This is a genomic window from Mediterraneibacter butyricigenes (genome assembly GCF_003574295.1).
Lineage (GTDB): Bacteria > Bacillota > Clostridia > Lachnospirales > Lachnospiraceae > Mediterraneibacter_A > Mediterraneibacter_A butyricigenes.
Window position 1 is genome coordinate 460,970 of sequence record NZ_BHGK01000001.1, and the last position, 12,541, is coordinate 473,510.

General features: G+C 47.7%; 11 protein-coding genes and 1 pseudogene. All 12 read right to left on the minus strand.

The genetic code is table 11. From position 1 onward, the window contains the following. Positions 1-110: 110 nt before the first annotated feature. A pseudogene (locus tag KGMB01110_RS02205) lies at positions 111-518 on the minus strand (manganese catalase family protein); the annotation flags it as partial. Between the two features lie 215 nt (positions 519-733). After that, positions 734-1,813, minus strand: coding sequence for a GH25 family lysozyme (locus KGMB01110_RS02210; RefSeq protein WP_119297411.1), 1,080 nt, complete (start codon positions 1,811-1,813; stop codon positions 734-736). Beyond that, a complete protein-coding gene (locus tag KGMB01110_RS14855) occupies positions 1,806-1,982 on the minus strand; it encodes a hypothetical protein (RefSeq protein ID WP_156085427.1) in 177 nt (58 codons plus the stop codon). Before KGMB01110_RS14855 ends, KGMB01110_RS02210 begins: the two co-directional genes overlap by 8 nt. A 281-nt stretch (positions 1,983-2,263) precedes the next feature. Then, on the minus strand, positions 2,264-2,497 hold the full coding sequence (locus KGMB01110_RS02215) for a holin (protein WP_119297412.1): 234 nt from the start codon (positions 2,495-2,497) through the stop codon (positions 2,264-2,266). After that, positions 2,491-2,868, minus strand: coding sequence for a hypothetical protein (locus KGMB01110_RS02220; protein WP_119297413.1), 378 nt, complete (start codon positions 2,866-2,868; stop codon positions 2,491-2,493). Before KGMB01110_RS02220 ends, KGMB01110_RS02215 begins: the two co-directional genes overlap by 7 nt. Positions 2,869-2,888: 20 nt before the next feature. After that, a complete protein-coding gene (locus KGMB01110_RS02225) occupies positions 2,889-5,939 on the minus strand; it encodes a phage tail spike protein (protein ID WP_119297414.1) in 3,051 nt (1,016 codons plus the stop codon). Beyond that, entirely contained in the window at positions 5,940-7,472 is a 1,533-nt protein-coding gene (locus tag KGMB01110_RS02230; protein ID WP_119297415.1) for a distal tail protein Dit, read from the minus strand. Positions 7,473-7,483: 11 nt separating this feature from the next. Next, complete coding sequence (locus tag KGMB01110_RS02235; RefSeq protein WP_119297416.1) at positions 7,484-10,831, minus strand: tape measure protein; 3,348 nt, start codon at positions 10,829-10,831, stop codon at positions 7,484-7,486. Further along, positions 10,815-11,171, minus strand: coding sequence for a hypothetical protein (locus KGMB01110_RS02240; protein ID WP_119297417.1), 357 nt, complete (start codon positions 11,169-11,171; stop codon positions 10,815-10,817). The genes KGMB01110_RS02235 and KGMB01110_RS02240 overlap by 17 nt, the downstream gene beginning before the upstream one ends. A gap of 17 nt (positions 11,172-11,188) precedes the next feature. Continuing rightward, positions 11,189-11,566 (minus strand): tail assembly chaperone, encoded by a 378-nt coding sequence (locus tag KGMB01110_RS02245; RefSeq protein WP_119297418.1) that lies wholly within the window; start codon positions 11,564-11,566, stop codon positions 11,189-11,191. A gap of 34 nt (positions 11,567-11,600) precedes the next feature. Further along, complete coding sequence (locus KGMB01110_RS02250) at positions 11,601-12,131, minus strand: phage major tail protein, TP901-1 family (RefSeq protein WP_119297419.1); 531 nt, start codon at positions 12,129-12,131, stop codon at positions 11,601-11,603. A gap of 13 nt (positions 12,132-12,144) precedes the next feature. Then, complete coding sequence (locus KGMB01110_RS02255) at positions 12,145-12,540, minus strand: DUF3168 domain-containing protein (RefSeq protein WP_119297420.1); 396 nt, start codon at positions 12,538-12,540, stop codon at positions 12,145-12,147. Position 12,541 lies beyond the last annotated feature (1 nt).

Genomic DNA, 12,541 nt, shown 5'->3' on the forward strand with positions numbered 1-12,541 from the left:
TTCTGTTTTCATTTTCATGAATAACGGAAAGGTCTGCCGATCCCCCATCAGCAAACCGTTCCGTATTCATAATAGTTTATTATAGCGAGTCCCCCATAGAAAAACAAGGGTTAGTTACAGTCAAACTCCGGATTGAATGCATAATAGTTCTTACTGTCCAAATGCTCCGTCACGATTCTTAAACTTTCTCCAAATCTCTGATAATGCACGATTTCCCGTTTTCTTAAGAATCGAATCGGATCGCAGACCTCCGGATCCTTGATCAATCTCAGGATGTTATCGTAAGTCGTTCTGGCTTTTTGTTCTGCGGCCATATCTTCATGAAGATCCGTAATCGGATCCCCTTTCGACTGAAACGTGGTAGAGCTCCACGGCACCCCTCCAGCCGATTGCGGCCAGATTGCCAACGTATGATCCACATAATACTTATCAAATCCGGATTCTTTCAGTTGTTCCGGTGTCAGATTTCTGGTCAGTTGGTGCACGATGGCACAAATGATTTCAAGATGAGCAAGTTCGTTGTCCAGTATTCGGTAGAAGTAACGTGAAACCGCCTATTTTCAAGGGTTTCCGAGATTTTTATATCTCGTATTTTCGTCTGTTTTTATCAGAATTTATTGCCGGAAAACTCCCAATTTCCGGACGAGTTTCTACCTATAATAATGCTGATCAAAAAACGGAGCTTGCATCCGGTCATCCAGACTGTTTGCAGACTCCGCTTTTTAAATTGGTGCTATTTCTTCACAATCCGGATCTGAATTGCTTCAATTCCTTTCCGGAATCCGACAGAACCAGATGCGAATCCGGCAGCTACCCAACCAGTCCAACCAACAGTCTGGATGTGAGTCCGGTACTGGAGCTCATAGCCTTCCGGCAGTCCCTCGATTTCTAGGCTGATTGCTTCCAGGCGCTTGCTCTGCCCCTTGGATCCGATCATGGTTTCTTTAGTGATATAACCAAGATCTACCCAACCGGTTCCCTGAATATGGCATTTACCTTTCAGTCTTAAGTCCACTCCCAGCTTTCGAGCAGCTTCTTCCAGGCTGATCCAGAGCGCTTCAAGTCGTTTACCGAATCCGGTCGTGCCTGCAGTCTGGCCGTCTCGTACCTCTGGACAGTCTCCAATGGTCTGACAGTGAGCTCTGTATTTGACGCCCATGTCGTTGATCGGATCTCCGGGAATCTGCCTTGGTCCATTCCCAGTAGATGAACCACCACCAAGGATTTCGCTTGGAAAGTCACGGTACACTTCGTTCATGTCTACCCGGCCGTTAATGCCTGGAACGCTTCCGGAACTGCTATACTGCCACATGTCATAGGATCCGGATATACCTACCGGTTTCTGGCTGCTATACCGTGCAACCCACTTGGTGAAACGATCCAGTCTGTTCCCGATATATTTCTGGTACCAATACTGGCCGGAATAGATGCCGCACCAGTAACCGGCTGCCTCGACAATATCCCCGAAGACGATTCCGTTCTGGACTGCCACGGATTCTGTGCCACGCTGCTCCAAATCGTAATAGATCGGATAGGACATCTTGCCTTTATACGGAGCAACCAGTCTGAGGGCATGCGCCGCCTCGCTCTTAGCCTGTGCGGTATTTTTAGCGTAGGAATAGATATACACGCCCCAAGGGATTCCCAAACGTGTACACTCGTCTGCGTTTCTCTTAAACTGCTTATCGTCCTGGGATGCGATATTGTCTCCGTATCCGCATCGGATAATTGCACCCTGAATTCCGGCCGCTTTGACCTTGTTCCAGTCGATCACACCATTGTGATAACTCACGTCTGCGATTAATTTACTCAAACCAACCGCCCTCCTTCAACTCTGCTTTCTTCTGTTCGATCTCTTCCGCATACTCTGTCTCGAATTTCTGAGCCTCTTCCAGAGTCATTTCCTCCAGTTCTGCTACATGCTCGGCAGAATATCCGTAAGCGAAACTCTTTACGATTTCCTGAATTGTCTGCTCTGTCATTTTTATTCTCCTTTCCGTGCGACGTCGCACATAAAAAGAGAGCCAACATTTGGCTCTCTAAAAAATGATTGATATTTACTAATATATGCCATATAATACAAGTAGAAAGAGCAATCGCCCACAAGGTGGGTTGACCTCGAATTATATGGTATATAGAATCACCACTCCTTCGCTCGCCAAAGTTCCGGGGTGGTTTTTCTATGCCTTAAAACATTATCAGCCACCCTGCAACACGATTGCTCTGAATCTATCTTATCATCATTTCTGCGTTACTTCAATTCCTATTCTTCCTCCGAACTGCACTCCGGAATACCGGCCACACTTGTCAGTAATGACAGTACCCCGGCCAATGCCGCAGCTGACATAACATATTTCCAGTCTACCTGGCCAAGTGCTGCCGCCGCTCCAATTCCTGCAATTGCTGCCTGCGCAACAGTCTTAACCGCACGGATCATAGCTTTCCGGATCCATTTCTTTGTATCAACTGATACCTTGAATACACAATTTTTTAACATGCCTTTTCTCCTTTCTTTTTAAGATGCAGCTCTTCAATTTCATGCATCATCTTTGTTGCCATTCCATTTCCACCGAGTTCATGATACGTCTCATACATTTCCATAAAATTCTGGTATGCATAAGACGGGATGCTCCCAAGCATCATATACTTATCATGGTATTCGATCAGCTGCACCCGCAGGAGCAGCATCGTCCCTTTTGTATTTGCAGTCCTCTGCTCATTCTCCCGTTCAATCCGTTCGTCCCGTTCCTTGGCGTCAATCGCCTTCTGTTTCCGTTGCTCCTGCAACAACCAGACGATATAACCCATCAAAGCCGTCAGAATGATCGGGAGGACGATGAGATAGGTCTGAATCATTAATTCTTTCATGCTCGCTTTTCTCCTTTTGATTAACTACTAAAAAATATCACGCTGAATTTCCACTGCTCCAATGTTTTTGCAGCACCACTGTTCTGGTAGAATCTTCCGGTGATCGTATTATTTTTTGATACTGGGATGGCGATACAACCCGACGACCAAAGTCTTGCCGTTGATCCTGTAGTGGTTTCAAAGTTCATATATTCAGCCCCATTCAATAGCAACCCGGCAATTCTTCTCACCACGCTAGAAGTTCCCATACCAGAAAATAGTCCTCCTAGCGAGACAAGTGCATACCCGTTGCTAGGTACGTTGTAAGACGCAACATTTGAAAAACTACCATTTGCTAAAGAAACATTTGTCCCAGATTTACTGTAAAATTTAGGGAGCCTGTAATGTGCTCCACCAAGTGTCTGTCCGGAACTATTGGTAACATCTCCCCCTTTTGCTTTGATGCCTCCGGTTACGTAAAATGATCCATCTGTCAGTTGCAGATACGCATCCTTATACGTCCCACTTGAATTGAACCCATACATCCGAAGCGTATTATTACAAGAACCAATATAGCCAGTCAGCCCATTGTTTCCTGATGGGAATTTAAGGTGTCCATTATCTCCGGCGGAGCCACGAGGATTGATGGTGACATCAGAGTTCATGACAGCGCCGGATTTATTCACCTTATTATTAAAAGATGTAGGAGTAATGCTCACTTTGACTTTGTCGCTATCCTGAAGTAATATCTCTCCTCTTCCTACTGATGTCCCAGCTGGTATTATATCCTGCATACTCGTCTGTGCGCCAACCGCTAGCCCATCATTTCCTAGTGTCGACATTGTTCCGTCTGAATTCGTTATAGCAATTTCTCTTAAAGATGGATTAAGCTCGATGGTTGTAATGTCGGTTAAACTAGGCATTTCATCATTGATCGCATATTCCTCTGTTTCGATTGATAATACTCCGTTTTCAATTTTCGTTAATCCCTCAAACACATACCGTTCATCTTCTTGATGGAACTTATTATTAAACACCGACCCATTAATCTCCACTCCGTTGATCTGTCCGGCATTCACGATTCCCAGATCCGCCGTAATCGCCGACAGCTGACTCACTTCGATATTTTCTGCCACGAATTTATACAACTGCCAGACACTTCCATCCCAACGATATGTAGCATTCTGGATTAATCCTTCCACGGTGCCGGTATGCTTCCACAGCATCCCTTCTGTCTTTTCTGCCGGTTCCGTATCAGATACCTCTATCTTTCCGGCATCTCCTTTTTCCCCCGGATCTCCTTTTGGCCCTTTGATATTTCCAATGTATGCCCACTTTGCTACGTCTGCCGCACCGGCACGCACACAGGCATACAGGTTGCCGGTAAATGGATTCACATACCGGTCATTGACTCTTGCGTCACTGATTCCTGACTCTGGGAAGATCATTCCGTCTGTACTGGTTCCCAGCAGCTTATCTCCGGCATACCATTCACTGCCACGGGTTCCATCCTCTCCTTTCAGCGTTGGCGTGGTCTGTTCCCCGTTTTTGTCTGTGATCGTCAGGGATGTGTCCGGATTCACCTTGATGATCGGACTGACCCCATCCTCTCCGGCTTTTCCCGGTTCTCCGTCTGCGCCTTTCTCTCCGTCGTTCACATTGCTGACCGTTACCTCATACTGTCCCCGGAAGATTCCACCGGAATCCGTTGCTTCAAACCGGTAGGTCACTTTGTCTGGCACATCCGCAGCGTTCACTGTGACCTCTGCACCTAAACTCAGTTCTTCTCCATCCTTATACCATTGGATATTGAACTGATCCGCAATGTTCAGACCACCATTCTTCACAACAGCTATCAGCGTGGTAGAACCTTCCCCATTCTTGAACACGATCCCATTACTGGAGATCACCGAACAGGTATAGACTCGATTGGCAGCGATCAGGTTGTTGACCTGCTGCAATAGTTCCGGATCCATCTGAGACTGCAGTTCCTCATAATTGGAAAATGTCGTCTTATTTTTTGTCTCATCTGTCAGGCTTTCTACCTGCTCTTTCACTCGTGCCTGCAAGTACAGTGGCGGATTGAACTCTTCGTCGATAATCGTGAAGGTATCCCCCACATGAGCATCCACATATCCTTCCACTTCATAGCTCAGCTTCGGCACGCATCCTTTCTTCAGCTCCGCCAGTGCCTGACCGTATAAGGTATTCACGTTATCCGTATCATAATTCCAGACCTTTGCGATATACCGGTCGTTGGCCGAGCTCAACAAATTGGACGGAAAGCGGTCTCTTGCCTGTGGTGCCAGAATGTTCCTGTTGCCTGCGGCGGTCATGTATTCTACGTTTCCATTTTCATCATATTCCGTCTTCGCCAGACTGGTAACGGTTAAGTTATCCCGACCAAACGGCCGGATTGCCGTAAACAGCTCCGTAATATCTGACGTCTTAGTAATGCCCTCAATATTAACACCGTACCGCAGACGTTCATCCGTCCGGTTCTGACCAATCCCCTGCACGGTGTCCGAGTGCTGCTTATAGACATTCAGCACAATCTTCTGGAGCGAAAAGTCCGGATTCAATACCGGCACAAACTCCGCCTCTGCTGAAAACACATTAGCCAGTGAAAAGATCCTGGCAAGGATCGTATCGGATCCTGTCCATTCATGGCTGATCCGTTTGTCTGATACCTCATTAATTCCCAGCGTGACCGTCTTCTCCCAGTCAAATACTGCCAGGTATTCCGCAAAAGACATGGCTTTCGGTGCCTTGTATGCCGTGTTCTCTTCATTGAGCAACTCAAAAGACAACGAGTACGCCATTACGTCCACAATTTCCTCATCCTGCGTGGACTGGACAATGTTTAAGTAATAATCCCGGCCGTCTTTCTGGAAAGCCAGCTTGTTTCCTACGGTCAGATACTGAGCGTCCTCATGGTCTGCCGGTGCCTTGAATGAAAAGGTATTTGCCGTCCCTTCCAGGTAAGAATGTAGCTCGTCATCATAATAATGCAGCGCATCCGGTGCTTCATTATCCATGCGCGCGCACACCACATCATGCGTGCTTAGGATTGTTATTCTGATTGATTCCATTTATATATACGCCTCCCTTATTCTTGCTGTGATCGTCGGGGCCGGACTGCTGAAGGAAGAATAATAGAACCGCACTTTCGTTTCTCCCGGCGGCACCTTAAAAAATTTGGAACCCAGCACTTCATCATCCAGAGACGGGATCCCATCCACATAAACCTTTGCGGCACTTCCCTCGATGCTGACCTTACTTCCTGCCCGGTACCGGTTTGGAATATCATACAGATAGGCCACGTTGTCTTTTCGGAAAAAGGTGTCCCGAAAATACATTCTGGTTACAAGGTTATTAAGTCCACGATCTCCAAACTGCCCGGCGCATAACGTCAGTGTTAACGCCTTCGTATTCTTCAGTGCCGGATACCGGAACTGATATTTCTGTCCTGCAAAATAGAACTCAAACAGTTCTCCCATCTTCCGGATATAAATGTTAGAACCTCCGTTTCCGGTGCTTGACCAGTTGGTCGGCTCATATTTGATTCGCTTGATCTCTTTTTCCTGCACCTGCATGACCATAGATGCCGTATTATCCGTGGTGCTCCGTTTTACGAAATGCATGGAAGCCAGATGCTTGCCACTGGCATCTCCAATAACCATCTGCAAGGTTCCGGTTTGAGGAACCAGGCCAGTCTCTGCGGCAATTCTTGTCTGCGCCAGAAAACTGGATGCGCCTGTCTGTCCGCTTGAATCAGCAGGAAGTGTGATCGTCTTCGTTGCTCCATGCCAGGAGGGACCGGAACCTACACTGGTGAGCCCCAACCAGTCCATTCCTTTTAAGACATATCTTCCCCAGGTTCCGTTCTTCGGATATTCCGAATGACCGCCATCCCACATACCCTGATTATCGGTCATGGCAGCATAGTCCTTATAATTCTTATAACTGGCCAGAATCTGCGACTTCTGCCTTGTCTCCTTATCCACCTCGTCAGCATTTCCCAGTTGGATTGCACCATACTCTGACACAATCCCGAGGTAACCATTTTCGTGATTGTGAGTAATCTCGTAATCCACTGCCGCCGAAACCGAACCGTCATTGACGATCGTCACTTCCAGAATCCCGTCACTGTTTGCCTCCGCCGTGAAACTCTTCTCGTCCACTGCATATTTATGTGGATCCGTGCAGTAAATCACAAAGGTTCCCGTCACATTTAGCTGACCTTCCGGTACACTGCCGACACCTTTCTTTGTCCCGATAAAATACTTGTCCGGCTCATCCAGAAAGACCAGTCTTGCCTGTTCAAATTCCAGAAGCGCGCACAGCTTGTTGTATCTCTCCCGAAACTCTCTTGGCGAAGAAGACAACAGCTGATACGTCACCGTAATTTCTCTGGGCGGTCTTCGCTTGTATCGGTACTGAGAACCGGTCATGTGGCCGATCTCCAGCTCCCCAATCTCAGACTCTAGCAATTCCCGGCCGCTGACGCTCAGCGTGGTATAGCCTGCGACCTCATTCTCTATATAAGTTCCATTGATGCTCAGAGCCTCCGCCGGGAGACTCTGGCTTTCCGGATCACCGATCGTATCTGTAAATTTATACATCCTGTGACCTCCTATCGTTTTCCTGTGATATACTTCCTGACTTTTGCGTCATTATTGTTCTTTTCCTGAACATATCTGGCAGTGCCGTAGCCGACCTCACGACCATCCATTACGCTTGTCACCTCTGCATTGACATAGATAACCGGAGTATAACTGTATTCGCTGCGCATTTCTGCTATCGGCACAGAATAATTGTTCATTCCAGCTCCTACAATTGCGGGGTTGTCTGGAATTGATACCAGACGCGCAGATACCTGTTCTACATTTCTTTCCATCGACTCAATACCGATAGCGAATCCCTCTCCGATAAATGCTCCCAATTTTCGGAACACTCTGGAGGGACTTCCAATCTTCGCCTTTGCAATAACAGCCTGTTCTGCTGCTCTTGCCAGTTGTGCGGCTACTGCCTGCACAGTTCCAAGCGTCGATCTCATCCCGTTAGCAAGTCCGATACCGATATAATATCCACAACTATACGCTGCGGACGCCGCACCTCTCAGCATTGACAATGCAGAATTAACTGCATTCGATGCGATCCCAGGCAACTGTGTAAATCCTGGCCTTGCCCCATTGAGGACACCATTTCCAATCCCTTTTCCTGCTACCTTTGCCTGATTCATTGCTGTCGTCAATGCGGTCTGCAATTTTGTCATAGACTGCTGTCCTGAAGATGCAATCTCTGCCAGTGAGCTTCTTACGGATGCGGACACCGGGACCATGCCCTGCATACTTGCAATGGCGCTCTGCGCACCTGCCGCAACTCCCTGAAATGATCCTGAAATGCCTGATAATGCATTTCCGATTCCGCTGATCGCAGATGCCGCTCTTTCTGACGAACTTGCCAAAACAGAAACACCTGCAGCCATCACCAGAATTCCTGCAGCTGATGCACTGATCGATGCTGCCGCAGTCATAACACCTGTTGCGAATCCGAGCATCGATGTGGCTGCCTGTGGTAACGATGAGGACAGCGTAGTTACCGATGTAATAAATGGCTGAATTGCTGTCCCGATCGCATTCATTCCACTCACCGCTACCATTGCAGACGCTGCAATTAATGTAAGCCCTGTTCCGATCGCTTGAATCCCTGTGCCGGCTTCTGCCATGCCACCAGACACTGCCGTGATTGCTCCGATTCCAGTTGCAACCGCTCCAAGCGACGCAGCCATATCAAGCAGAGACAATTTCGTCAGTTTCTCCACGCCTTCCGCCAGTTTTTTAAATCCTTTTCCGGCATTCAATGCAGCCTCTCCGATGGAATCAAAGATTCCTGCCACAGAATCCAGTACTCCGGATATCGCATCACCAACCGATGTTACCACTTCCGAAATCCCCTGGAATACATCACTGATGACTGTCCCAAGGTTCGTTACCAGTTCTGACAAGCTGTCTATAATCGGACTGATCTGACTAAGCAGAGTTGTAAAGACTTCTGCAATACTTTGAACCGCCGCTGACACAGACTCTACAATCGCCTGTATGTTGGGAATGAATGGAGCCAATGCTTCCACGATCTGCACAATCGCATTCGCTACGATCTGAACGCACTGCGTAAAAACAGTTCCGATAATTTGAACCACCGGAGCCAAAGCTGTCACAATCTGGCTGACAGCACCACCAATCGCAGTGATAATTGATGAAAACGCCACTCCAAGTGCTGTTACTAATGGAGATAAAGCTGCAAAAGACGCTGCAATTGTTGGCAATACCGGTGACAAGATCAACAGTGCATTTGCAAGTGATGTAATCGCCGTACCCACAATCTCACTGATAGCCTGTCCCAGAGCCGTTATGAACGGAGCGCAGTTTCCGACTGCCGTTCCGAAACTGGAGATAATCTCCGCAACTCCGCTTCCCTGTGTTGCCAGAAGCGTCATGGCCACTACAACAATTCCAATCGCCGCACCTAATGCAAGGATATTTACCGGATTCGCAATCTTCAGCGCCTGTCCAATTCCCCGGAACGCCGTGGAAATACCGGTTCCGATTCCTTTTGCTGCTGTCGAGATTCCCTGTCCAACAGACTTAAACAGCGTTCCGATACTCTCGATCACCTGAGCGATTTTTGACTTTGAATTTGTACATGCCTTTACTGCATCATCCGTTCCTTTTTCCGCATTCTTCTTAAAAGACTGAAACGGATTAAAGGATTTCAAAAACTTGAAGGCCGTAAAGCCACCTTTCAGTCCAACGATCCCTGTCAGAATTCCTTTGATCTGTCCAGGACTCAATCCACTCACAAACTTCGCAATCGCACTGACCGCATTTGATGCAGCTTTTACGATATTTCCAAAAGCCTTTACGATCTGATCGAACACTCCTGTACTTTCCAGTGATGCGATGATATGCTGCACCGCTTTTCCTACATTCTGAAACGCTTTGGACAGCGCCTTGATTGCACCTGTCTTTGCAAAGGTTTTTCCCAATCTTGAAAACACATCCCCCACATTCGACAGATTCTTGATCCCGTCCGCCACCTTATTCAGCACACTCTCCGCCGTGTCTCCGAACTTCTTGATGGACTCCCTCATGGTCGGGAACCCATTCTTTTTCAGCATCTCGTCCACTGCGTTGATAATACTTAAGGTTCCACGGGTAACAGCCGCTCGCATGTTATCGAAGGTGCCGCTCCAGCTTGCACCGGCTTCTTTCGCCGCTCCAGAGATCTTCTGAACTCCATTTGTTCCTTCCATCATTGCAGTTTCCACCGTAGACAAGAATTCATCTGCCCGGATCTTGCCTTTTGACAGATCATCCTGCACCGATGCAGAGTCTCGTCCAACAGCCTTTGCATACATTCCGACCGCATCGATTCCCACGTCAAACAGTCGGTTCAGCTGATCCATCTCAACCGTTCCCTTGGTTCGCATCTTACCGATTGCGTCCGCTACCATTTCCAGCTGTTCATTGGTGCCTTTGCCGTAAAACGCTACCGCATCTGCCCAAGCCCCCACTGACTTCGTCGCCGATTCCAGACTCATACCACGGGTCACAAAGTTCTGCGTTGCTTTCGCTGCCGCATCCAGACCGTAGGCCGTTCCCTTAGTGATGCCCTTTAATTCTTCCAGTGCACCACTGGCTGCATTTGCATTTCCCGTGATGGTCGTGATCGTTCGGTTGAACTGCTCCATGGTGTCCTGTCTGCTAAACGCAGAGGAAACGGAACTGGACAGAAGATTTGCACCGGCGGAAAGTGCCTTGAATACTCCGATGCCGGCGGCAATCCTGCTGATGGCTCCGGTGGCTTTATTTACACCGTCAGAAATTCCGCTGATGCTCTTTTGTGCACTGCTGAATGTGCTGGAGAAATTCTTGTCCACCGCACTGAGTACCGCCTTTACACTATAACTTTCCGCCATGCTCTCCCCTCCTTCTCATATATTCTCTATACCTCGCCGCTGCTGAATTGGTTTCGTCCTGCTTTTCTTTCTTTCCCTTGAATCGATCCAAGATCTTCTCATAGTCGAAGAACTGCTTGAAGGTCCTGTAAACCGGCTTCGTCTTCTTTCCGGATTTCCGTTCTGCCTTCACTTCACGGTTCAGCCATGCCAGCTCGTGTAGATGGAACTCCGTATCGAACTGGCGCAAGTTATAAGCCTCCATCCGGATCCGGTATTCATAGAAACTCATTTCCTCTGCCTCTTTCAGGGTTCGAATTCCAAGTCCCCGGAAACAATTCACCAACAGTTCCTGATACATTTCTTCCGAACTTTTCTCTACGCTACTGTCTTCCCGTTCTCCAGATCTTCCAGATTCTCCAGATCTTCCATAAGATTCTTTACTTTCAGACGAGTAGCATTCGAGTTTTTTAACTCTTCCAGAACCTCCGCAAACAGCTTCTCGATATCCTCATGGTTCTCCACGTATTCATCCACGCTTTCCTGATTCGGGCGTTTCTTCTCCGTGCAGGTGCTGAGATACAGAACCTCGGACAGCTTTGTCGTGTCATATCCCATCAACAGCGGAACCATCATTTCCAGACCCGCCCCAAACTTCATGTTCTCCCGTTCCACTTCGTACTTTTTATCCAGTTCCCTGATGAATTTGATCCCGAAATGGACTTCATACTCTGTGCCTTTAATCTCCATTACCATAGTGTTTTCCTCCAATCAAAAAAGGGCGTGTCTCTTACGCCCCTGTCTTCTGTGTATCTGTGAACACATAGTCTGCAGCTTCCTGCTGTTCTGCTGTCACCGTCACATATCCTGTTTTTCCGTTTCCGTTACATCCAAAGGTCAAGGAAATCTCCACCATGTCCTCTGCATTGGATGTTTTTTCCAGTTCTGTCAAGAATCCCTGGAAATACATGCCCTTGAATTTACCGGAATTTGTGGTCGTTCCCTTTTCTTCCAGATTAACTTCCCAGATCTCCAGAAGCTGGTCGTTATCCAATGCGGTTTCCAGTTTCTCAATCAGAGTGTCGCCCTTGGATAAGATGCTGGTGGCAGTAATCTCTACCTCTGCCACGCCAGGAGTCCGAATGGAGCCGTCCTTTGTAGCAGTGGAATCCGCATCCTTGCTCTTTGTTCTTCCGTTTTCTGTGGTAAATGCAAGCTGCATGGCATCTTCGGTTGCCGATTCCTCTTTTACCCGATACAGATAAATGATTTTCTTTCCCTGTACCGCCTCTGCAAATAACTGCAATTTGCTAAATCTCATATTCTTTTCCTCCTTAGCTGAATTTAAATTCTATGTTTAATATTCCATGTAACAATGCCTCACTGGTGGTGTTGTCCGGCAGAATTTGCTGATTCACGTCTCCCACTGACCAGGCATGATTCTCCGTATGTTCCAGAGTCCGGCTGATCTGCTTGATCATCAGCAGACACTTGGAAACCGTCCCTCTCTGATGCGGTTCGTTGTGCCAGACATTGATTGTCTGATAGACGGAGCCGAAGATTGCCGTCTTGTTTGCCGCATCAACCTGTTGGGATTCTGCCAGATACACAAACGGATAAGTCGTTCCTTTTGGCGGGAGCACTCCGTCATACACAGAAATTCCTTCCTGTTCAAACGCCTTACGTAACTTCACCAGCAATGAGCTGAATAATTCCTGTTGTGGATCCATC

Coding starts and splice junctions, on each gene's coding strand:
- KGMB01110_RS02235 (WP_119297416.1), bottom strand. CDS start 10,831: ATGGCGGAAAGTTATAGTGTAAAGGCGGTACTCAGTGCGGTGGACAAG.
- KGMB01110_RS02240 (WP_119297417.1), bottom strand. CDS start 11,171: ATGTATCAGGAACTGTTGGTGAATTGTTTCCGGGGACTTGGAATTCGA.
- KGMB01110_RS02250 (WP_119297419.1), bottom strand. CDS start 12,131: ATGAGATTTAGCAAATTGCAGTTATTTGCAGAGGCGGTACAGGGAAAG.
- KGMB01110_RS02220 (WP_119297413.1), bottom strand. CDS start 2,868: ATGAAAGAATTAATGATTCAGACCTATCTCATCGTCCTCCCGATCATT.
- KGMB01110_RS02245 (WP_119297418.1), bottom strand. CDS start 11,566: ATGGTAATGGAGATTAAAGGCACAGAGTATGAAGTCCATTTCGGGATC.
- KGMB01110_RS02215 (WP_119297412.1), bottom strand. CDS start 2,497: ATGTTAAAAAATTGTGTATTCAAGGTATCAGTTGATACAAAGAAATGG.
- KGMB01110_RS02255 (WP_119297420.1), bottom strand. CDS start 12,540: ATGGATCCACAACAGGAATTATTCAGCTCATTGCTGGTGAAGTTACGT.
- KGMB01110_RS02225 (WP_119297414.1), bottom strand. CDS start 5,939: ATGGAATCAATCAGAATAACAATCCTAAGCACGCATGATGTGGTGTGC.
- KGMB01110_RS14855 (WP_156085427.1), bottom strand. CDS start 1,982: ATGACAGAGCAGACAATTCAGGAAATCGTAAAGAGTTTCGCTTACGGA.
- KGMB01110_RS02230 (WP_119297415.1), bottom strand. CDS start 7,472: ATGTATAAATTTACAGATACGATCGGTGATCCGGAAAGCCAGAGTCTC.